31 protein-coding genes and 1 pseudogene are annotated in these 18024 nt (G+C 65.4%); all 32 read right to left on the reverse strand.

From position 1 onward, the window contains the following. A pseudogene (locus O3W51_RS27755) lies at positions 1 to 399 on the reverse strand (tRNA pseudouridine(38-40) synthase TruA); the annotation flags it as partial. Between the two features lie 106 nt (positions 400 to 505). Then, positions 506 to 1024 (reverse strand): 50S ribosomal protein L17, encoded by a 519-nt coding sequence (rplQ, locus tag O3W51_RS27760; RefSeq protein ID WP_138352919.1) that lies wholly within the window; start codon positions 1022 to 1024, stop codon positions 506 to 508. Positions 1025 to 1176: 152 nt separating this feature from the next. Further along, positions 1177 to 2199 carry a DNA-directed RNA polymerase subunit alpha gene (locus O3W51_RS27765; RefSeq protein WP_033177813.1) on the reverse strand — a complete coding sequence of 341 codons (1023 nt, stop codon included), beginning with the start codon at positions 2197 to 2199 and terminating at the stop codon, positions 1177 to 1179. A gap of 116 nt (positions 2200 to 2315) precedes the next feature. Next, complete coding sequence (gene rpsD / locus O3W51_RS27770) at positions 2316 to 2942, reverse strand: 30S ribosomal protein S4 (RefSeq protein ID WP_138352918.1); 627 nt, start codon at positions 2940 to 2942, stop codon at positions 2316 to 2318. Positions 2943 to 2968: 26 nt separating this feature from the next. Further along, a complete protein-coding gene (rpsK, locus tag O3W51_RS27775; RefSeq protein ID WP_138352917.1) occupies positions 2969 to 3373 on the reverse strand; it encodes a 30S ribosomal protein S11 in 405 nt (134 codons plus the stop codon). A 99-nt stretch (positions 3374 to 3472) separates the two neighbouring features. Beyond that, positions 3473 to 3853, reverse strand: coding sequence for a 30S ribosomal protein S13 (rpsM, locus tag O3W51_RS27780; RefSeq protein WP_138352916.1), 381 nt, complete (start codon positions 3851 to 3853; stop codon positions 3473 to 3475). A gap of 173 nt (positions 3854 to 4026) precedes the next feature. Continuing rightward, entirely contained in the window at positions 4027 to 4140 is a 114-nt protein-coding gene (rpmJ, locus tag O3W51_RS27785; protein WP_003956441.1) for a 50S ribosomal protein L36, read from the reverse strand. A gap of 59 nt (positions 4141 to 4199) precedes the next feature. After that, entirely contained in the window at positions 4200 to 4421 is a 222-nt protein-coding gene (infA, locus tag O3W51_RS27790) for a translation initiation factor IF-1 (protein ID WP_014047798.1), read from the reverse strand. Positions 4422 to 4709: 288 nt separating this feature from the next. Beyond that, complete coding sequence (gene map, locus O3W51_RS27795) at positions 4710 to 5546, reverse strand: type I methionyl aminopeptidase (RefSeq protein ID WP_138352915.1); 837 nt, start codon at positions 5544 to 5546, stop codon at positions 4710 to 4712. 90 nt (positions 5547 to 5636) lie between these two features. Next, complete coding sequence (locus tag O3W51_RS27800; protein WP_269287651.1) at positions 5637 to 6296, reverse strand: adenylate kinase; 660 nt, start codon at positions 6294 to 6296, stop codon at positions 5637 to 5639. Continuing rightward, positions 6296 to 7609 (reverse strand): preprotein translocase subunit SecY, encoded by a 1314-nt coding sequence (gene secY / locus O3W51_RS27805; RefSeq protein WP_138352913.1) that lies wholly within the window; start codon positions 7607 to 7609, stop codon positions 6296 to 6298. Before secY ends, O3W51_RS27800 begins: the two co-directional genes overlap by 1 nt. A 316-nt stretch (positions 7610 to 7925) precedes the next feature. Then, positions 7926 to 8390 carry a 50S ribosomal protein L15 gene (gene rplO, locus O3W51_RS27810; RefSeq protein WP_138352912.1) on the reverse strand — a complete coding sequence of 155 codons (465 nt, stop codon included), beginning with the start codon at positions 8388 to 8390 and terminating at the stop codon, positions 7926 to 7928. 1 nt (position 8391) lies between these two features. Further along, positions 8392 to 8574 (reverse strand): 50S ribosomal protein L30, encoded by a 183-nt coding sequence (gene rpmD, locus O3W51_RS27815; protein ID WP_138352911.1) that lies wholly within the window; start codon positions 8572 to 8574, stop codon positions 8392 to 8394. Next, positions 8574 to 9176: a 30S ribosomal protein S5 gene (gene rpsE / locus O3W51_RS27820; RefSeq protein WP_138352910.1), complete on the reverse strand. Its 603-nt coding sequence runs from the start codon at positions 9174 to 9176 to the stop codon at positions 8574 to 8576. Before rpsE ends, rpmD begins: the two co-directional genes overlap by 1 nt. A gap of 43 nt (positions 9177 to 9219) precedes the next feature. Continuing rightward, positions 9220 to 9603 carry a 50S ribosomal protein L18 gene (gene rplR / locus O3W51_RS27825; protein WP_138352909.1) on the reverse strand — a complete coding sequence of 128 codons (384 nt, stop codon included), beginning with the start codon at positions 9601 to 9603 and terminating at the stop codon, positions 9220 to 9222. 2 nt (positions 9604 to 9605) lie between these two features. Further along, positions 9606 to 10145 (reverse strand): 50S ribosomal protein L6, encoded by a 540-nt coding sequence (gene rplF / locus O3W51_RS27830; RefSeq protein WP_138352908.1) that lies wholly within the window; start codon positions 10143 to 10145, stop codon positions 9606 to 9608. A gap of 21 nt (positions 10146 to 10166) precedes the next feature. Then, positions 10167 to 10565: a 30S ribosomal protein S8 gene (gene rpsH / locus O3W51_RS27835; RefSeq protein WP_138352907.1), complete on the reverse strand. Its 399-nt coding sequence runs from the start codon at positions 10563 to 10565 to the stop codon at positions 10167 to 10169. Between the two features lie 220 nt (positions 10566 to 10785). Continuing rightward, positions 10786 to 10971, reverse strand: coding sequence for a type Z 30S ribosomal protein S14 (locus tag O3W51_RS27840; RefSeq protein ID WP_073492416.1), 186 nt, complete (start codon positions 10969 to 10971; stop codon positions 10786 to 10788). A gap of 2 nt (positions 10972 to 10973) precedes the next feature. Then, entirely contained in the window at positions 10974 to 11531 is a 558-nt protein-coding gene (rplE, locus tag O3W51_RS27845; protein ID WP_138352906.1) for a 50S ribosomal protein L5, read from the reverse strand. After that, entirely contained in the window at positions 11531 to 11854 is a 324-nt protein-coding gene (gene rplX, locus O3W51_RS27850; RefSeq protein ID WP_138352905.1) for a 50S ribosomal protein L24, read from the reverse strand. The genes rplE and rplX overlap by 1 nt, the downstream gene beginning before the upstream one ends. A 3-nt stretch (positions 11855 to 11857) precedes the next feature. Beyond that, complete coding sequence (gene rplN / locus O3W51_RS27855; RefSeq protein ID WP_073492414.1) at positions 11858 to 12226, reverse strand: 50S ribosomal protein L14; 369 nt, start codon at positions 12224 to 12226, stop codon at positions 11858 to 11860. 97 nt (positions 12227 to 12323) lie between these two features. After that, positions 12324 to 12608: a 30S ribosomal protein S17 gene (gene rpsQ / locus O3W51_RS27860; protein WP_138352904.1), complete on the reverse strand. Its 285-nt coding sequence runs from the start codon at positions 12606 to 12608 to the stop codon at positions 12324 to 12326. Then, a complete protein-coding gene (gene rpmC, locus O3W51_RS27865; protein ID WP_138352903.1) occupies positions 12608 to 12835 on the reverse strand; it encodes a 50S ribosomal protein L29 in 228 nt (75 codons plus the stop codon). The genes rpsQ and rpmC overlap by 1 nt, the downstream gene beginning before the upstream one ends. Beyond that, complete coding sequence (gene rplP / locus O3W51_RS27870; protein WP_138352902.1) at positions 12835 to 13254, reverse strand: 50S ribosomal protein L16; 420 nt, start codon at positions 13252 to 13254, stop codon at positions 12835 to 12837. Before rplP ends, rpmC begins: the two co-directional genes overlap by 1 nt. Positions 13255 to 13258: 4 nt before the next feature. Beyond that, positions 13259 to 14098, reverse strand: coding sequence for a 30S ribosomal protein S3 (gene rpsC / locus O3W51_RS27875; protein WP_138352901.1), 840 nt, complete (start codon positions 14096 to 14098; stop codon positions 13259 to 13261). After that, positions 14098 to 14445: a 50S ribosomal protein L22 gene (gene rplV / locus O3W51_RS27880; protein WP_138352992.1), complete on the reverse strand. Its 348-nt coding sequence runs from the start codon at positions 14443 to 14445 to the stop codon at positions 14098 to 14100. The genes rpsC and rplV overlap by 1 nt, the downstream gene beginning before the upstream one ends. A 43-nt stretch (positions 14446 to 14488) precedes the next feature. After that, positions 14489 to 14770: a 30S ribosomal protein S19 gene (gene rpsS, locus O3W51_RS27885; RefSeq protein ID WP_138352900.1), complete on the reverse strand. Its 282-nt coding sequence runs from the start codon at positions 14768 to 14770 to the stop codon at positions 14489 to 14491. A 12-nt stretch (positions 14771 to 14782) separates the two neighbouring features. Beyond that, positions 14783 to 15619 (reverse strand): 50S ribosomal protein L2, encoded by an 837-nt coding sequence (gene rplB, locus O3W51_RS27890; protein WP_138352899.1) that lies wholly within the window; start codon positions 15617 to 15619, stop codon positions 14783 to 14785. 39 nt (positions 15620 to 15658) lie between these two features. Next, positions 15659 to 15994, reverse strand: a complete 336-nt coding sequence (gene rplW, locus O3W51_RS27895) for a 50S ribosomal protein L23 (RefSeq protein WP_138352898.1) — start codon at positions 15992 to 15994, stop codon at positions 15659 to 15661. Next, on the reverse strand, positions 15994 to 16671 hold the full coding sequence (gene rplD / locus O3W51_RS27900; RefSeq protein ID WP_138352897.1) for a 50S ribosomal protein L4: 678 nt from the start codon (positions 16669 to 16671) through the stop codon (positions 15994 to 15996). Before rplD ends, rplW begins: the two co-directional genes overlap by 1 nt. A gap of 4 nt (positions 16672 to 16675) precedes the next feature. Next, positions 16676 to 17320, reverse strand: coding sequence for a 50S ribosomal protein L3 (rplC, locus tag O3W51_RS27905; RefSeq protein WP_138352896.1), 645 nt, complete (start codon positions 17318 to 17320; stop codon positions 16676 to 16678). 13 nt (positions 17321 to 17333) lie between these two features. Further along, on the reverse strand, positions 17334 to 17642 hold the full coding sequence (gene rpsJ, locus O3W51_RS27910) for a 30S ribosomal protein S10 (protein WP_138352895.1): 309 nt from the start codon (positions 17640 to 17642) through the stop codon (positions 17334 to 17336). Between the last annotated feature and the right edge of the window lie 382 nt (positions 17643 to 18024).

Genomic DNA, 18024 nt, shown 5'->3' on the forward strand with positions numbered 1-18024 from the left:
CCCGGCCTGCTGGTCGCCGACCCGGTACGCGTAACGCCGCCAGACGGCCGAGAACCGGGCGTTGAAGGCCCGCGGGGCCACGGCGACCCGCCACACCCGCACGTCCTGCGGCAGCTTGCCTGCGAGCCGTCTGAGCAGCTTCTCGCCGTGCTCGGCCCACACGTCCTCGGCCAGGTCCAGGTGCGCGACCTGGCCGCGCGCGTGCACTCCCGCGTCCGTGCGGCCGGCCACCGTCAGGGAGACCGGTTCCCGTAGCCGCATGACGGTCTGCAGCGCCGCCTCCAGGTCGCCCTGCACGGTGCGCCGGGTCCGCTGCTTCGCCCAGCCGGAGAATTCGGCCCCGTCGTACGACAGGTCCAGCCGCACCCGTACGAAACCGGGCTCCACCTCGTCGCTCACCGTGCGGTCCTCTCGTGCCGATGGTGCTGATCATGCCGTGCATGCGGAACGGGCCCGCCCCCAGAAGCTGGGAGCGGGCCCGTCCGTAGTACGCCGAACGCCTGGATCAGGCGTCCTTCGACTCCTCGTCGGCCTTCTCGGCCGGCTTGGCGTCCTCGACGACCTCGTCGGACTTCGCCTCGACGGCGTCGTCCTTCTTGAGGGTGTCTTCCTTCACCGCGCGCTTCGTCGCGGCTTCGGCCTCACCGGTGGCGGCCTGGGCCACGGTCAGGGCCTCGACCAGCTCGATGACCGCCATCGGGGCGTTGTCGCCACGACGGTTGCCGATCTTGGTGATACGCGTGTAACCACCGGGGCGGTTCTCGTAGCGCGGGCCGATCTCCGTGAAGAGCGTGTGCACGATGCTCTTGTCGGTGATGGTGGCCAGCACCTGGCGACGGTTGTGGATGTCGCCCTTCTTCGCCTTGGTGATGAGGCGCTCCGCGACCGGACGCAGACGACGCGCCTTGGCCTCGGTGGTGGTGATGCGGCCGTGCTCGAACAGCGCCTTCGCAAGGTTCGCGAGCAGGTGACGCTCGTGCGCGGCGCTGCCGCCCAGACGGGCACCCTTGGCGGGCTGAGGCATGGTCTTTCTCCTTCTTTTCTGCACCGGCCGGATCAGGTACCGGTGTCAGTGTCCGACGGGCGTGTGCCTGCCAGAAGTCCTTGCCGAACCGCGCGGAGGCGGGGACCAGCGGGGTGAACCGCGGTCGGGCCCGCCTCCGCGACGGAGTCGGATCAGTACTGCTCGGTCTCCACGAAGCCGGCGTCCACGTCGTCGTCGGCGCCGAAGGCGTCGGCGGCGGCGGTGGGGTCGAATCCGGGCGGGCTGTCCTTGAGGGCCAGGCCCATGCCGGCCAGCTTCGCCTTGACCTCGTCGATCGACTTCGCACCGAAGTTGCGGATGTCGAGCAGGTCGGCCTCGGAGCGGGCGACGAGCTCACCCACGGAGTGGATGCCCTCGCGCTTGAGGCAGTTGTACGAACGAACGGTGAGCTCGAGCTCCTCGATCGGCAGCGCCAGATCGGCGGCCAGAGCGGCGTCCGTCGGGGACGGGCCCATGTCGATGCCCTCGGCGTCGACGTTGAGCTCGCGGGCCAGGCCGAACAGCTCGACCAGGGTCTTACCGGCCGACGCCATGGCGTCGCGCGGGCGCATGGCCTGCTTGGTCTCGACGTCGACGATCAGCTTGTCGAAGTCGGTGCGCTGCTCGACACGGGTCGCCTCGACCTTGTACGTGACCTTGAGCACCGGGCTGTAGATGGAGTCGACCGGGATACGGCCGATCTCCTGGCCCTGCTGCTTGTTCTGGACGGCGGAGACGTAGCCGCGACCGCGCTCGACGGTCAGCTCCATCTCCAGCTTGCCCTTGGCGTTCAGGGTGGCCAGAACCAGGTCGGGGTTGTGCACCTCGACACCGGCCGGGGGCGCGATGTCGGCGGCGGTGACGACACCCGGGCCCTGCTTGCGCAGGTACATCACGACGGGCTCGTCGTGCTCCGAGGAGACGACGAGCTGCTTGATGTTGAGGATGACGTCGGTCACGTCCTCCTTGACGCCCGGCACGGTGGTGAACTCGTGCAGAACGCCGTCGACCCGGATGCTGGTGACAGCGGCACCGGGGATCGAGGAGAGAAGCGTGCGGCGAAGGGAGTTTCCGAGGGTGTAGCCGAAGCCCGGCTCCAGCGGCTCGATCACGAACCGGGAGCGGAATTCGTCGACGACCTCTTCGGTCAGCGACGGACGCTGAGCGATAAGCATGATGTTCCTCCAGTCATCGGCATCCGCTATTTGATGCCGAGGGGTACTGCAAGGGTACGGGCGGCAGGACCCGGTTGGGTTCTGCCGCCCGTATCGCTGAGCTTTCGCTCCAAGGACTACTTGGAGTAGAGCTCCACGATCAGCTGCTCCTGGACCTGCGTGTCGATAACAGGCCGCTCGGGCAGCGAGTGCACGAGGATCCGGAGCTTCGACGGGATCGACTCGAGCCACGCGGGCACGGTCTTCTCGCCGGCCTCGGCGGCAGCGACCACGAACGGGGTCATCTGACGCGAGGACTCACGAACCTCGACGATGTCGTTCACAGCCACGCGAGCCGACGGGATGTCGGTCTTGCGGCCGTTCACGGTGATGTGTCCGTGACGAACCAGCTGACGGGCGTGGTCGCGGGACTTGGCGAAGCCGGCCCGGTAGACCACGTTGTCGAGACGGATCTCAAGGATGCGCAGAAGGTTCTCACCGGTCTTGCCGGACTTCTGGTTCGCTTCCTTGTAGTAGTTCACGAACTGCTTCTCGAGTACACCGTAGATACGGGCACACTTCTGCTTCTCGCGAAGCTGAAGGAGGTACTCGCTGTCCTTGGTGCGCCCGCGGCCGTGCTCACCCGGGGGGTAAGGACGGATCTCGATCGGGCACTTTGCGCTCTCGCACTTGCTGCCCTTGAGGAACAGCTTCTGCTTCTCCCGACGGCAACGCTTGCAGTCGGCCCCGGTGTAACGCGCCATATTGTCTTGTCTCCTACTTCAGGTGGTCAGACGCGGCGGCGCTTGGGCGGGCGGCATCCGTTGTGCGGAGTGGGGGTGACGTCCTGAATCGAGCCGACCTCGAGGCCAGTGGCCTGGAGGGAGCGGATCGCGGTCTCACGGCCGGAGCCGGGACCCTTGACGAAGACGTCGACCTTGCGCATGCCGTGCTCCTGCGCGCGACGGGCAGCCGATTCGGCAGCCATCTGTGCGGCGAACGGAGTCGACTTGCGCGAGCCCTTGAAGCCGACATGGCCGGCAGAGGCCCAAGCGATCACGTTGCCCGAGGGGTCCGTGATCGAGACGATCGTGTTGTTGAACGTGCTCTTGATGTGGGCGTGCCCATGAGCGACGTTCTTCTTTTCCTTGCGGCGCACCTTCTTGACTGCGCCCTGACGGCCCTTCGGAGGCATGTATTACTCCCGTGGAGGTGGTCGGTCCTGAGCGAACCGCTTTCTTCTGCGGAGATCCGGGGTCGCCCCCCGGCGGCACCGCAGTTGCGTCCGCTAGGACTACTTCTTGCCCGGCTTCTTCTTACCGGCGATGGCGCGACGCGGACCCTTACGGGTACGAGCGTTGGTGTGCGTGCGCTGACCGTGGACCGGAAGGCCACGACGGTGACGCAGACCCTGGTAGCAGCCGATTTCCACCTTGCGGCGGATGTCGGCCTGCACCTCGCGACGGAGGTCACCCTCGGTCTTGAAGTTGGCGTCCACGTAGTCGCGGAGCTTGACGAGGTCTTCCTCGGCAAGGTCGCGAACGCGGATGTCGGGGTTCACACCAGTGTTCTTCAGGGTCTCCTGGGCACGGGTGCGACCGATGCCGAAGACGTAGGTGAGGGCGATCTCCACGCGCTTCTCACGCGGGAGGTCAACGCCGGAAAGGCGTGCCATTCATGGCTCCTGTTGATTCGGAGGTCTTCCGCAGTACCGTTCCCGGCCGCCGTACGAGGTACGTTCCGGGTCCTCGGCCCCCGCCGAAGGTGTCGTCCCGGCGTACCGGGACGGGTGACTGCGTAATTACTGTGTGTGCGTCGCGGGAAGAACTGCGAGTTGCAGGTCGTGCGTCAGCCCTGGCGCTGCTTGTGGCGCAGGTTGTCGCAGATGACCATGACCCGACCGTGACGGCGGATCACCTTGCACTTGTCGCAGATCTTCTTGACGCTCGGCTTGACCTTCATGTGATGTCAGGTTCTCCGGGTCGTGCCATCGCCCCACGGGAGCGGGGCAGCAGCGAGATCTACTTGTAGCGGTAGACGATCCGTCCGCGCGTCAAGTCGTAGGGAGACAGCTCCACAACGACCCTGTCATCGGGAAGGATGCGGATGTAGTGCATACGCATCTTGCCACTGATGTGCGCGAGGACCTTGTGACCGTTCTGGAGCTCCACCCGGAACATCGCGTTCGGGAGAGACTCGATCACGGTGCCCTCGATTTCGATGGCACCTTGCTTCTTGGCCACGCTTCGCCCTTCGAATCGGCTACCTTGATCGGCCCAGGTAAATCACGCAGACGTGCGGGTATACATGAGCCGACGTGTCAGTCTACGGCAGGCACCCCGGAATGACGAATCCGGGGTAGATGCCCACGTTGGGTGATCGTTACTCCACCCGGCCCAACAGCGTCCGACGATCGTCCGGACTCACCCGAGCGGGTCGAATCCTCTTCATGCCGCTCTCGCGGGCTCGGCGCCGGAGCGCCTCACAAGCTTCGAGCGGCTGCGTCCGACCCCGTCCGCCGGGGCCTCGGCTCACCCGAGCGGGTCGGGGGCCGCCGTGATCCCGTACTCCGCCAGCTTCGCCTTGCCGCCGTCGACGGCGGTGAGCACCAGCGGGCCCTGCTCGGTCAGCGCGATCGAGTGCTCCCAGTGACTGGACCAGGACCCGTCGTCGCTCTTGACCGTCCACTCGTCCTCGAGGACGTGGGTGTGCGGGGTGCCGAGGGTGACCATCGGCTCGATCGCCAGGCAGACACCCGGCACCAGCTTGATGCCCCGGCCGCGCTTCTTGTTGACGTAGTTCAGCAGATGCGGGTCCATGTGCATCTCGGAGCCGATGCCGTGGCCGCCGTACTCCTCGACGATGCCGTACTTGCCGGACGCCGGCCGCGGCTGGCGGCGGATGTAGCCCTCGATCGCCGCCGAGACGTCGGAGAGCCGGTTGCCCTTCTTCATCGCGGCGATACCGGCCCACATGGACTCCTCGGTCACCCGGCTGAGCTCGATGAGCTCCGGAGCGTGACCGGTGCCCACGAAGGCCGTGAAGGCCGCGTCGCCGTGCCAGCCGTCGATGATGGCGCCCGCGTCGATGGAGATGAGGTCGCCGTCCTTCAGGACGGTCTCCCGGTCCGGGATGCCGTGCACCACGACATCGTTGACCGAGGTGCAGATGTTGCCGGTGAAGCCGCCGTACCCGAGGAAGTTCGGCTTGGCACCGTGCTCGGCGATCACCTTCGCGGCGATCTCGTCGAGCTCCTTGGTGCTCACGCCCGGAACCGCGGCCTCGCCGCACGCCCGGTGGATGGCCGCGACGACCAACCCCGCCTCGCGCATCTTGGCGATCTGCTCCGGGGTCTTGATCTCGACCATGCCTGTGGCCCTCTCTGAAAAAGTCGTCACTCAAACAGTACGGCCGCGGTGCCACCTGGGCACCGCGGCCGACCTGTGTACGTGTGGGTACTACGCGCTCTTGTTGCTCTTCAGTGCGTCCATCGCCCGCTGGGTGACTTCCGCGACCGGACCGAGCGCCGAGATCGTCGCCACCAGGTCCTGCTGCCGGTAGTAGTCGATGATCGGCTCGGTCTCCCGGTGATAGACGGCGAGGCGGTTGCGCACGGTCGCCTCGGAGTCGTCGTCACGCTGGTAGAGCTCGCCGCCGCACTCGTCGCACACACCCTCGACCTCGGGCTTCTTGTACGTGATGTGGAACGTGTGCGCCGTGTCCTTGCGGCAGGTGCGCCGGCCGGCGATGCGCTTGACGACCTCGTCCTCCGGGACCTCCAGGTCCAGGACCCCGTCGAGCGCGATACCGCGCTCGACCAGGAAGGCGTCGAGCGCCTCGGCCTGGTGGACGTTGCGCGGGAAACCGTCGAGCAGGAAGCCGCCCTCGGTGTCCGGCTCGACGAGCCGGTCCTTCGCCATCCCGATGGTCACTTCGTCGGGCACCAGGTTGCCGGCGTCCATGTAGGACTTCGCCTGCTTGCCCAGGGCGGTGCCCTGGCTGATGTTCGCGCGGAAGAGGTCGCCCGTCGAGATGTGCGGGATCGACAGGTTCTTGGCGAGGAACGCAGCCTGCGTACCCTTGCCGGCCCCAGGCGGCCCGACGAGGACGATTCGCATCAGCGGAGGAACCCTTCGTAGTTGCGCTGCTGGAGCTGGCTCTCGATCTGCTTCACGGTCTCCAGGCCGACACCCACGATGATCAGGATGCTGGTCCCGCCGAACGGGAAGTTGGTGCTGCCGTTGAACAAGGCGATGGCAACGGTGGGAACGAGAGCGATGAGCCCCAGATACAGCGATCCCGGCCACGTGATCCTGTTCAACACGTAGCTCAGGTATTCAGCAGTAGGTCGACCGGCCCGGATGCCCGGGATGAAGCCACCATACTTCTTCATATTGTCGGCGACTTCCTCGGGGTTGAACGAGATCGCGACGTAGAAGAAGGCGAAGAAGACGATCAGCAGGAAGTAAGCGGCCAGGTAGGCGGGGTGATCGCCCTTGGTCAGGTTGACGCTGACCCACTGGGCCCACGGTGCTGTCGACCCGCTGAACTGAACGACGAGGGCCGGAATGTAGAGCAACGACGAGGCGAAGATGACGGGAATCACACCCGCCTGGTTCACCTTGAGCGGGATATACGTGGACGTTCCGCCGTAGGACCGCCGGCCGATCATGCGCTTCGCGTACTGCACCGGGATCCTGCGTTGCGCCTGTTCGACGAAGACCACAAGGGCCACCATCACCAGGCCGATCAGGATGACGATGAAGAACTCGAACCAGCCGCCCATGATCTTGCCGGAGCTCTTGATGGACCACAGGGCGCCCGGGAAGCCGGCCGCGATCGAGACGAACATCAGGATCGACATACCGTTGCCGATGCCGCGGTCGGTGATCAGCTCGCCGAGCCACATGATCATCACGGTACCGGCGGTCATCGTGACCACCATCGTGACGGTGGTGAAGATCGACTTGCTGGAGATGATGTCGTAGCGCTGGGTGCAGCTGGAGAAGAGGCTGCCGCCGCGGGCGGTGGCCACCAGGCCGGTGCCCTGCAGGATCGCCAGCGCCACGGTCAGGTATCGGGTGTACTGCGTGATCTTCGCGGTGCCCGCCTGGCCCTCCTTCTTGAGGGCTTCGAGGCGTGGGATCACCACGGTCAGCAGCTGCAGGATGATGCTCGCCGTGATGTACGGCATGATCCCGAGCGCGAAGATGGTCAGCTGGAGCAGTGCACCACCGCTGAAGAGGTTGACCAGGCTGAAGAGGCCCTGCCCGCCGCCCGCGTCCTTGATGCACGCGTTGACGACCTTGTAGTCCACCCCTGGCACCGGGACGTGCGCCCCGAGCCGGAACAGCACCATGATGCCCAGCGTGAACAGCAGCTTCTTGCGCAGGTCAGGCGTTTTGAACGCCTGGGCGAACGCGGTGAGCACGGTGCCTCCTGCACCTTCCGCGCAGCAGGGCGGAAGGGTCGGTCGAGATGGTCTGTCACGGACGGCGGATCACCGGCCGGGATGGGGCGCGAGGACAGTCTGCGGGCAGTTTCGCCAGTCGACCCAACGGACTCTAACAGCGCGTGGCGGTCCGTATGAAGCGCGTGTCTCCCCCAGTTGGCGATCGCCACCCGGTAGAGACACGTCAGGGTCGTACTTGCGCAGTTTGTCCTTCGGTGCCTGCTACCGAATCGGGCCCGTCCCTCCGAGGAGGAACGGGCCCGATTCGGTCGCTGTCAGCAGCAGTCGCCGAGACTCAGATGAGCTCGGTGACGGTGCCGCCGGCAGCAGCGATCTTCTCCTTGGCGGAGCCGGAGACGGCGTCAACCGAAACCTGCAGCGCCACGGTGATCTCGCCGGTGCCGAGCACCTTGACGAGCTGGTTCTTACGTACCGCGCCCTTGGCGACCAGATCGGCCACCGTGACCTCTCCACCCTCGGGGTAGAGGGCGGTGAGCTTGTCCAGGTTCACGACCTGGAACTCGACGCGGAACGGGTTCTTGAAGCCCTTGAGCTTCGGCAGGCGCATGTGGAGGGGCATCTGCCCACCCTCAAAGCGAGCCGGAACCTGGTAACGGGCCTTCGTGCCCTTGGTACCACGACCAGCGGTCTTACCCTTGGACGCCTCGCCACGACCCACACGGGTCTTGGCGGTCTTGGCACCCGGGGCGGGACGCAGGTTGTGGACCTTCAGGGGGTTCTGCGGGTTCTCAGCACCCATGTCAGTCAACCTCCTCGACCGTGACGAGGTGGCGGACGGTCTGGACCATTCCGCGAATCTCCGGACGGTCCTCCTTGACCACCACGTCGTTCAGGCGCTTGAGCCCGAGCGAACGCAGGGTGTCACGGTGGTTCTGCTTGCTACCGATGTAGGACTTGATCTGCGTGACCTTGAGGCGAGCCATCAGGCACCCACCCCGGCACGTGCACGCAGCAGAGCTGCGGGCGCGACGTCCTCCAGCGGCAGGCCACGACGGGCAGCGATCTCCTCGGGGCGCTGAAGGCCCTGAAGCGCGGCCACCGTGGCGTGCACGATGTTGATCGCGTTGTCCGAGCCGAGGCTCTTGGACAGAACGTCGTGGATACCGGCGCACTCGAGTACGGCGCGCACCGGGCCACCGGCGATAACACCGGTACCGGGGGAAGCAGGCTTGAGCAGAACGACGCCCGCGGCCTTCTCGCCCTGGATCGGGTGCGGGATGGTGCCCTGGATGCGGGGAACCTTGAAGAAGTTCTTCTTCGCTTCCTCGACACCCTTGGCGATGGCGGCCGGAACTTCCTTGGCCTTGCCATAACCGACACCGACGGTGCCGTCACCATCGCCCACCACGACCAGCGCGGTGAAGCTGAAGCGACGACCACCCTTGACTACCTTGGCGACGCGGTTGATCGCGACAACACGCTCGACGTAGGCGGTCTTCTCGGCCTGCTGGCCGTCCCGCCCAGACTTACGGTCACGCCGCTCGCCGCCACCGGCACCGCTGCCGCGGCGCTGGGGTCCAGCCATTGGAATTACCTCTCTTCGTTGATCCGCTAGCTGCGGGACGAACTCAGAACTCGAGTCCGGCTTCGCGGGCGGCGTCCGCAAGGGCGGCAATGCGCCCTGCGTACTGATTGCCGCCACGGTCGAATACGACAGTCTCAATACCCGCGGCCTTGGCACGCTCGGCCACGAGCTGGCCGACCTGCTTCGCCTTGGAGGACTTGTCGCCTTCGCCGCCACGGATGGACGGGTCGAGGGTCGACGCCGACGCGAGGGTGTGCCCCGCGAGGTCGTCGATAACCTGCGCCACGATGCCGCGGTTGGACCTGGTCACGACGAGACGCGGACGCGCCTCCGTGCCCGAGATCCGCTTGCGGACGCGGATGTGGCGACGCTTGAGAGCCGCGCCCTTGTAAGCCTTGCCCTTGGCGATCTTCACACCGTATGCCATGGCTACTTACCAGCCTTTCCGACCTTGCGGCGGATGACTTCGCCCGCGTACTTAACACCCTTGCCCTTGTACGGGTCGGGCTTCCGCAGCTTGCGGATGTTCGCGGCTACCTCGCCGACCTTCTGCTTGTCGATTCCCTCGACACTCAGCTTGGTCGGCGACTCCACCTTGAACGAGATGCCCTCCGGCGGCTCGATCACGACGGGGTGGCTGTAGCCCAGGGCGAACTCCAGATTGGAGCCCTTCGCCTGGACGCGGTAGCCGACGCCGTTGATCTCGAGCGCCTTGCTGTAACCCGCGGTCACGCCAGTGATCATGTTCGCCACCAGCGTGCGGGACAGGCCGTGCAGGGCCTTCGAAACACGCTCGTCGTTAGGACGCGACACGATGAGCGTGCCGGTCTCGTCCTTGGCGACATCGATCGGGGCAGCGACGGTGTGGGAAAGGGAACCCTTGGGGCCCTTCACCGAGACCGTACGGCCGTCGATGGTGACGTCCACGCCGGCGGGAACCGGGATGGGCAGCTTGCCGATGCGCGACATTGCAATGCCTCCTGTTCCCGATTACCAGACGTAGGCGAGGACTTCCCCACCTACGCCCTTCTTGCTGGCCTGCTGGCCGGTGAGGAGACCGTGGGACGTGGAGATGATCGCCACGCCCAGGCCGCCGAGCACCTTGGGCAGATTGGTGGACTTTGCGTAGACCCGAAGGCCCGGCTTGCTGATGCGCTTGATGCCGGCGATCGAGCGCTCACGGCTCGGACCGAACTTCAGCTCGAGGATGAGGTTCTTGCCAACCTCGGCATCCTCGACCTTCCAGCCGGTGATGTAACCCTCCTGCTGGAGGATCTCCGCGATGTGCGACTTGATCTTGCTGAACGGCATCACGACGTCATCGTGATACGCCGAGTTCGCATTACGCAGACGGGTGAGCATGTCTGCGATGGGGTCGGTCATGGTCATGAGTTGGCCCTAGGCCTCTCTCGCCGGGGTTTCCATTGCGCCATCCTTCTCCCCGAGCAAAGTCGGGACGGGTGCGGCGCGGGGACCTACGGCGTAGTAAGTCGGTCATGGGCGACAGGGCGCCCAACCCCTCTACCTTACGGCAGACGGGGAGGGCATCCTGCCGTCCAGATGCTTACCGAGAGTTCCTGGTCACCGGATTCCCCGAAGGGAACCGGATCTACCAGGAGCTCTTGGTCACGCCCGGCAGCTCGCCACGGTGAGCCATCTCACGAAGGCACACGCGGCAGAGGCCGAACTTGCGGTAGACAGAGTGCGGCCGGCCACAGCGCTGGCAGCGGTTGTAACCGCGCACAGCGAACTTGGGCTTGCGAGCGGCCTTAGCGATCAGAGCCTTCTTCGCCACGGTCACATCTCCTTGAACGGGAAGCCGAGGTGACGAAGCAGGGCACGACCCTCGTCGTCGTTGGTCGCCGTGGTAACCACGGTGATGTCCATGCCCCGGACCCGGTCGATCTTGTCCTGGTCGATCTCGTGGAACATGACCTGCTCCGTGAGACCGAAGGTGTAGTTGCCCCGGCCGTCGAACTGCTTCGGCGACAGGCCGCGGAAGTCACGGATACGCGGCAGTGCGAGTGACAGCACGCGGTCCAGGAACTCCCACATACGGTCACCGCGGAGGGTGACGTGGGCGCCGATCGGCTGGCCCTCACGCAGCTTGAACTGCGCGATGGACTTGCGGGCCTTGGTGACCTGCGGCTTCTGGCCGGTGATCGTGGCGAGGTCGCGAATCGCGCCCTCGATCAGCTTGGAGTCGCGGGCGGCGTCGCCCACACCCATGTTGACCACGATCTTGGTCAGACCCGGGATCTGCATGACGTTCTCGAAAGAGAACTCCTCGTGCAGCTTGCCCGAGATTTCCTCGCGGTAGCGCGTCTTCAGACGCGGCGTGGTGGTGGCAGTCATCAGATGTCCTCACCCGTCCGCTTGGCAACGCGGATCTTGTTGCCTTCGTCGTCGAAGCGGTAACCGACGCGGGTAACGACCTTCTTGCCGTCCTTCTCCACGATCAGCTGAACATTGCTGATGTGAATCGGGGCCTCGGTCGTGATGATCCCACCGGTCTTGCTACCGCGGTCGGACTGGCCGGCCTTGGTGTGCTTCTTGACCCGGTTGACACCCTCGACGAGGACACGGCTCTCAGTGGGGTAGGCCACAATGACCTTGCCCTGCTTGCCGCGGTCCTTACCGGTGATGACCTGGACCAGGTCGCCCTTCTTGATCTTCATCGGTTACAGCACCTCCGGCGCGAGAGAAACGATCTTCATGAACTTCTTCTCGCGCAGCTCACGGCCCACCGGGCCGAAGATACGGGTGCCGCGGGGGTCGCCGTCGTTCTTCAGAATGACGGCGGCGTTCTCGTCGAACCGGATGTACGAGCCGTCTGCGCGACGGCGCTCCTTGACGGTCCGGACGATGACCGCCTTGACGACCTCGCCCTTCTTCACGTTGCCACCGGGGATCGCGTCCTTGACGGTGGCAACGATGACGTCACCGATTCCCGCGTAGCGGCGACCCGAACCACCGAGAACACGGATGCAAAGGATTTCCTTCGCACCAGTGTTGTCGGCGATCCGCAGTCGCGACTCCTGCTGGATCACGTCTATCTCCTGTTTGTCGCGTCGGTTCCCGGTAGGGGCGGGTTGCCCCGCCCCTACCGAGCCTGACGGAACGGTCCTGAGGGAAAGCCCTCAGGGATTACTTGGCCTTCTCGAGGATCTCCACGACGCGCCAGCGCTTGGTGGCAGAGGTCGGCCGGGTCTCCATGAGGAGGACACGGTCGCCGATGCCGGCAGCGTTCTGCTCGTCGTGCGCCTTGAGCTTGTTGGTGCGCCGGATGACCTTGCCGTACAGGGCGTGCTTCACACGGTCCTCGACGGCGACCACTACGGTCTTGTCCATCTTGTCGCTGACCACAAGGCCCTCACGGGTCTTGCGGAAGCCGCGCTGCTCGGAGGTCTCAGTCACATTCTTCTCGCTCATCAGGCGCTCTCCACCGTCTCGATGCCCAGCTCGCGCTCGCGCATCAAGGTGTAGATCCGGGCGATGTCCTTGCGGACGACCTTGAGCCGGTTGTTGTTCTCGAGCTGTCCCGTGGCCGCTTGGAAGCGGAGGTTGAACAGCTCCTCCTTGGCTTCGCTCAGCTTGGCGAGGAGTTCCTCGTCGCCCAGCGTGCGCAGCTCGGTGGCCTTAGTGGTGCCGGCCGCCATCACGATTCACCTGCCTCGCGCCGCACAATGCGGCACTTCATCGGAAGCTTGTGGGCGGCGCGGGTGAGCGCCTCCTTGGCAACCTTCTCGTTCGGGAAGGACAGCTCGAACATCACCCGACCGGGCTTGACGTTCGCGATCCACCACTCCGGCGAACCCTTACCGGAACCCATGCGGGTCTCAGCAGGCTTCTTGGTCAGCGGACGGTCCGGGTAGATGTTGATCCAGACCTTGCCGCCGCGCTTGATGTGACGGGTGATGGAGATACGAGCGGACTCGATCTGCCGGTTCGTCACATAGGCCGGGGTGACGGCCTGCAGGCCGTACTCACCGAACGCGAGTTCGGTGCCGCCCTTGGCCATGCCCGAGCGCTTCGGGTGGTGCTGCTTGCGGTGCTTGACCCTGCGGGGGATCAGCATTGGGTCAGGCCTCCGTTCCGGGAGTGTCCGCAGCCGGAGCCTCGACAGCGGCGGGGGCCTCGGCCTTGGGAGCCGAACCGCCGTCCGTCTGGGGCTTACGGCCGCGGCCGCCGCGCTCGCCACCGCGGCGCTGCGGACGGTCGGTTCCACCGGCGCCGGGACCACGCGACGGGCGGTTGCCCGCACGGGCCGCGGCGTTGTCGGCGCGAACCTCTGCGATGTTCTTGACGTTGCCCTTGTAGATCCACACCTTCACACCGATGCGGCCGAAGGTGGTCTTGGCCTCGAAGAAGCCGTAGTCCACGTTGGCGCGCAGGGTGTGCAGCGGCACACGGCCTTCGCGGTAGAACTCAGAGCGGGACATCTCGGCGCCGCCGAGACGGCCACCGCACTGGATCTTGATGCCCTTGGCGCCGGCCTTCATGGTGCCCTGCATGCTCTTACGCATGGCACGACGGAAGGAGACACGCGAGGAGAGCTGCTCGGCGACGGCCTGGGCCACCAGCTGAGCGTCCATCTCGGGGTTCTTGACCTCGAGGATGTTCAGCTGCACCTGCTTGCCGGTCAGCTTCTCCAGGTCGCCGCGGATGCGGTCGGCCTCGGCACCACGACGGCCGATGACGATGCCGGGACGCGCGGTGTGGATGTCCACACGCACGCGGTCACGGGTGCGCTCGATCTCAACCTTCGAGATGCCGGCGCGCTCCATGCCCTGCGTCATCATCTTGCGGATGGCGACGTCTTCCTTGACGTAGTCCTTGTACAGCTTGTCGGCGTACCAACGAGACTTGAAGTCCGTGGTAATTCCGAGCCGGAACCCGTACGGGTTAACCTTCTGGCCCATTACCGGGTCCCTTCCTTGCTGCTGACGACCACGGTGATGTGGCTGGTCCGCTTGCGGATCCGGTAGGCACGGCCCTGGGCACGCGGACGGAACCGCTTCAGGGTCGGACCTTCGTCGACATACGCCTCAGTGATGACGAGAGACTCGGCATCGGAGTGGTCGTAGTTGTGCGCGGCGTTGGCAATGGCGCTGTCAAGCACCTTGCCCACCGGCACGCTCGCGGCCTGCGGGGCGAAACGCAGGACCGCCTGAGCCTCCGTGGCATTCATGCCACGGATGAGGTCCACCACGCGGCGGGCCTTCATGGGCGTGACGCGGATGTACCGCGCCTGGGCCCTGGCTTCCATGGTTGTCCCTTCGGTGTCAGTCATAGTCTTCGCACTCCGCCGATCAGCGACGCTTCGTCTTGCGGTCGTCCTTGACGTGGCCGCGGAACGTGCGGGTCGGCGAGAATTCGCCGAGCTTGTGGCCGACCATGGACTCGGTGACGAACACCGGGACGTGGATCTTGCCGTTGTGCACCGCGATCGTGTGGCCCAGCATCGCCGGAATGATCATGGAGCGGCGGGACCAGGTCTTGATGACGTTGTGGGTGCCTGCCTCGTTCTGTACGTCCACCTTCTTGATGAGGTGGTCGTCGACGAAGGGCCCCTTCTTGAGACTGCGCGGCATCTAAACCTGCTCCTAGCGCTTCTTGTTCGTCTTGCGGCGGCGGACGATGTACTTGCTGCTTGCCTTCTTCGGCGAGCGAGTACGACCCTCCTTCTGACCCCACGGGGAGACCGGGTGGCGACCACCGGAGGTCTTACCCTCACCACCACCGTGCGGGTGGTCGACAGGGTTCATCGCGACACCGCGGACGGTCGGGCGGACGCCCTTCCAGCGCATACGGCCGGCCTTGCCCCAGTTGATGTTCGACTGCTCGGCGTTGCCGACCTCGCCAACAGTGGCGCGGCAGCGGACGTCGACCAGGCGGACCTCACCGGACGGCATACGAAGGGTGGCCATGGAGCCCTCCTTCGCCAGCAGCTGGACCGAAGCACCCGCGGAACGGGAGATCTTCGCACCGCCGCCGGGACGCAGCTCGATAGCGTGGATGGTCGTACCCACCGGGATGTTGCGCAGCGGGAGGTTGTTGCCCGGCTTGATGTCGGCCGTGGGGCCGTTCTCAACCCGGTCGCCCTGGCTCAACTTGGCCGGGGCAATGATGTAGCGCTTCTCGCCGTCTGCGTAGTGCAGCAGCGCGATGCGTGCGGTGCGGTTCGGGTCGTACTCGATGTGAGCGACCTTCGCCGGAACGCCGTCCTTGTCATGACGACGGAAGTCGATGACTCGGTAAGCACGCTTGTGACCGCCACCCTGGTGGCGAACAGTGATGCGACCCGAGCTGTTACGCCCGCCCTTGCTGTGCAGGGGGCGGACCAGCGACTTCTCCGGCGTGGACCGCGTGATCTCGACGAAGTCGGCGACGCTGGAGCCACGACGGCCCGGCGTCGTCGGCTTGTACTTGCGGATACCCATTTCTCAGTCCTCGTCCGATATCGGACGACACGGACTCCGTTAGGAGACCGGGCCGCCGAAGATGTCGATTCGGTCGCCCTCAGCGAGGGTCACGATGGCGCGCTTGGTGTCCTTGCGCTTGCCGAAACCGGTCTTGGTGCGCTTGCGCTTACCCTGCCGGTTGATCGTGTTGACCCCGGTGACCTTGACCGAGAAGACCGCCTCGACGGCCTGCTTGATCTGGGTCTTATTGCTGCCCGGCGCGACGATGAACGTGTACTTGTTCTCGTCCAGGAGCGCGTAGCTCTTCTCGGAAACCACCGGCTTGACCAGGATGTCACGGGGGTCCGTGAAGGTCTTGCTGGTGACGACCGCGGCGGTTTTGGTCTCACTCATCAGGCGTCGTTCCCTTCGAGCTCATCCTCGGAGGCAACGGCCTTGGCGGACGCGGCGGGACCCGCCACGAAACGCTCGAAGGCATCCTTCGTGAAGACCACTTCGTCGGAGACGAGCACGTCGTAGGTGTTCAGCTGACCGGCTTCCAGGATGTGGACCTGGGGCAGGTTGCGGGCGGACAGCCACGCGGCCTCGTCAGCGCGCTCGACGACCAGGAGCACGTTCTTACGCTCCGAGATCTTGCCGAACAGCGTCTTGGCGGACTTCGTGGAAGGCGTCGTGCCCTCGATCACGCCGGAAACGACGTGAATGCGGGAGTGACGCGCCCGGTCGGTCAGGGCGCCGAGGAGGGCGGCCCGGATCATCTTCTTCGGCGTCCGCTGGGAGTAGTCACGCGGCTTCGGACCGTGGACGACGCCACCGCCCGCGAACTGCGGAGCGCGGGTCGAACCCTGGCGGGCGCGGCCGGTGCCCTTCTGGCGGTAAGGCTTGCGCCCACCACCGCGGACCTCGCCGCGACGCTTGGTGCTGTGCGTGCCCTGACGGGCGGCAGCGAGCTGCGCCACGACGACCTGGTGGATCAGCGGAATGCTGACCTTGGCGTCGAAGATCTCGGCGGGAAGCTCAAGGCTCCCGGTCTTGTCGCCCGCGGGCGACAGGATGTCAATGGTGCTCATATCCTCAAGCCCCCTTGGCCGCGGTACGGACCAGGATGAGGCCGCCGTTCGGACCAGGTACCGCTCCCTTGATGAGGAGCAGGCCCTTCTCCGCGTCAACGGCGTGGACGGTCAGATTCTGTGTGGTCACACGCTCTCCACCCATCCGGCCGGCCATCTTCATGCCCTTGAAGACACGACCCGGGGTGGCACAGCCACCGATGGAGCCGGGGGAACGGTGCTTGCGCTGAACGCCGTGACCAGCGCCGAGACCCTTGAAGTTGTGACGCTTCATGACACCGGCGAAACCCTTGCCCTTGCTGGTGCCGGTCACATCGACCTTGACACCGGACTCGAAGGTCGCAGCGGTGATCTCCTGGCCCAGCGTGTACTCGCCGGCGTCAGGCGTACGAAGCTCCACCAGGTGGCGGCGCGGGGTTACGTCGGCCTTGGCGAAGTGACCCTTGAGGGGCTTGTTCACCTTGCGCGGGTCAATCTCGCCGAAGGCGATCTGAACCGACTCGTAGCCGTCGACGTCGTTGGTGCGGACCTGGGTCACGACACACGGGCCGGCCTTGATGACGGTCACCGGCACAATGCGGTTGTTCTCGTCCCAGACCTGCGTCATGCCGAGCTTCTCGCCCAGGACGCCCTTAATGCTCTTAGCCATCTCGCGCGTCACCTCAGAGCTTGATCTCGATGTCGACGCCAGCCGGGAGGTCGAGACGCATCAGCGAGTCAACCGTCTTCGGCGTGGGGTCGAGAATGTCGATGAGCCGCTTGTGGGTGCGCATCTCGAAGTGCTCGCGCGCATCCTTGTACTTGTGCGGCGACTTGATGACGCAGTACACGTTCTTCTCAGTGGGCAGCGGCACCGGGCCTGCGACGTGCGCACCAGTACGCGTCACCGTCTCGACGATCTTCTTCGCCGAGGAGTCGATGACCTCGTGGTCGTACGCCTTGAGCCGGATGCGGATCTTCTGTCCCGCCATGGCTACTCCGTAGTCCTTTGTCTCGTAACGCTCTGGAACCCGGTCGGTAGTGACTCTCCGCCGACCCACGCGGTCGGGCGTGTCGCACCCCTTCTCATAAATTTCCGCAAGCGGAAATCCCTCGGAGAAGGAAGCGCGGCGCTCTGACCGCAGGATGTGGTGAAGACTCCCACCGGGTGCCTGGCCGGAACCGCACTAACGCTTCCCGGAAGATTCCCGTACGTCCGTCATGCCACCAAGAGGCGGATCATGACGACGAGTACTGTGGGACTCGCTTCCGGTCCTCCCGACGGGAGGCGCGCAGCATCGGCGCTCGACCGAGCAACTTGGCTAGTGTGCCATATGGGGCACACTCCACGCCAATCGAGCCGGTGACACTACC

Source organism: Streptomyces sp. H39-C1 (assembly GCF_027158125.1).
GTDB classification, from domain to species: domain Bacteria; phylum Actinomycetota; class Actinomycetes; order Streptomycetales; family Streptomycetaceae; genus Actinacidiphila; species Actinacidiphila fildesensis.

What these genes read in the sequence shown, in the direction of transcription:
- rpsQ (WP_138352904.1), bottom strand. Translation starts at nt 12,608, where the DNA reads ATGAGCGAGAAGAATGTGACTGAGACCTCCGAGCAGCGCGGCTTCCGC.
- rpsS (WP_138352900.1), bottom strand. Translation starts at nt 14,770, where the DNA reads ATGCCGCGCAGTCTCAAGAAGGGGCCCTTCGTCGACGACCACCTCATC.
- rplX (WP_138352905.1), bottom strand. Translation starts at nt 11,854, where the DNA reads ATGAAGATCAAGAAGGGCGACCTGGTCCAGGTCATCACCGGTAAGGAC.
- rplW (WP_138352898.1), bottom strand. Translation starts at nt 15,994, where the DNA reads ATGAGTGAGACCAAAACCGCCGCGGTCGTCACCAGCAAGACCTTCACG.
- rplQ (WP_138352919.1), bottom strand. Translation starts at nt 1,024, where the DNA reads ATGCCTCAGCCCGCCAAGGGTGCCCGTCTGGGCGGCAGCGCCGCGCAC.
- rpsH (WP_138352907.1), bottom strand. Translation starts at nt 10,565, where the DNA reads ATGACCATGACCGACCCCATCGCAGACATGCTCACCCGTCTGCGTAAT.
- rplR (WP_138352909.1), bottom strand. Translation starts at nt 9,603, where the DNA reads ATGGCATACGGTGTGAAGATCGCCAAGGGCAAGGCTTACAAGGGCGCG.
- rpsE (WP_138352910.1), bottom strand. Translation starts at nt 9,176, where the DNA reads ATGGCTGGACCCCAGCGCCGCGGCAGCGGTGCCGGTGGCGGCGAGCGG.
- O3W51_RS27765 (WP_033177813.1), bottom strand. Translation starts at nt 2,199, where the DNA reads ATGCTTATCGCTCAGCGTCCGTCGCTGACCGAAGAGGTCGTCGACGAA.
- rplO (WP_138352912.1), bottom strand. Translation starts at nt 8,390, where the DNA reads ATGGGTGCTGAGAACCCGCAGAACCCCCTGAAGGTCCACAACCTGCGT.
- rpmD (WP_138352911.1), bottom strand. Translation starts at nt 8,574, where the DNA reads ATGGCTCGCCTCAAGGTCACGCAGATCAAGTCCTACATCGGTAGCAAG.
- rplF (WP_138352908.1), bottom strand. Translation starts at nt 10,145, where the DNA reads ATGTCGCGCATCGGCAAGCTGCCCATCCCGGTTCCCGCCGGCGTGGAC.
- rplB (WP_138352899.1), bottom strand. Translation starts at nt 15,619, where the DNA reads ATGGGTATCCGCAAGTACAAGCCGACGACGCCGGGCCGTCGTGGCTCC.
- rplC (WP_138352896.1), bottom strand. Translation starts at nt 17,320, where the DNA reads ATGGCTAAGAGCATTAAGGGCGTCCTGGGCGAGAAGCTCGGCATGACG.
- rpsC (WP_138352901.1), bottom strand. Translation starts at nt 14,098, where the DNA reads ATGGGCCAGAAGGTTAACCCGTACGGGTTCCGGCTCGGAATTACCACG.
- rplD (WP_138352897.1), bottom strand. Translation starts at nt 16,671, where the DNA reads ATGAGCACCATTGACATCCTGTCGCCCGCGGGCGACAAGACCGGGAGC.
- O3W51_RS27800 (WP_269287651.1), bottom strand. Translation starts at nt 6,296, where the DNA reads ATGCGAATCGTCCTCGTCGGGCCGCCTGGGGCCGGCAAGGGTACGCAG.
- rpmC (WP_138352903.1), bottom strand. Translation starts at nt 12,835, where the DNA reads ATGGCGGCCGGCACCACTAAGGCCACCGAGCTGCGCACGCTGGGCGAC.
- rpsD (WP_138352918.1), bottom strand. Translation starts at nt 2,942, where the DNA reads ATGGCGCGTTACACCGGGGCCGACTGCAAGCGTTGCCGTCGGGAGAAG.
- rplV (WP_138352992.1), bottom strand. Translation starts at nt 14,445, where the DNA reads ATGGAAGCCAGGGCCCAGGCGCGGTACATCCGCGTCACGCCCATGAAG.
- rplE (WP_138352906.1), bottom strand. Translation starts at nt 11,531, where the DNA reads ATGACTGCCACCACCACGCCGCGTCTGAAGACGCGCTACCGCGAGGAA.
- rpsJ (WP_138352895.1), bottom strand. Translation starts at nt 17,642, where the DNA reads ATGGCGGGACAGAAGATCCGCATCCGGCTCAAGGCGTACGACCACGAG.
- rplP (WP_138352902.1), bottom strand. Translation starts at nt 13,254, where the DNA reads ATGCTGATCCCCCGCAGGGTCAAGCACCGCAAGCAGCACCACCCGAAG.
- map (WP_138352915.1), bottom strand. Translation starts at nt 5,546, where the DNA reads ATGGTCGAGATCAAGACCCCGGAGCAGATCGCCAAGATGCGCGAGGCG.
- rpmJ (WP_003956441.1), bottom strand. Translation starts at nt 4,140, where the DNA reads ATGAAGGTCAAGCCGAGCGTCAAGAAGATCTGCGACAAGTGCAAGGTG.
- rpsK (WP_138352917.1), bottom strand. Translation starts at nt 3,373, where the DNA reads ATGCCTCCGAAGGGCCGTCAGGGCGCAGTCAAGAAGGTGCGCCGCAAG.
- rpsM (WP_138352916.1), bottom strand. Translation starts at nt 3,853, where the DNA reads ATGGCACGCCTTTCCGGCGTTGACCTCCCGCGTGAGAAGCGCGTGGAG.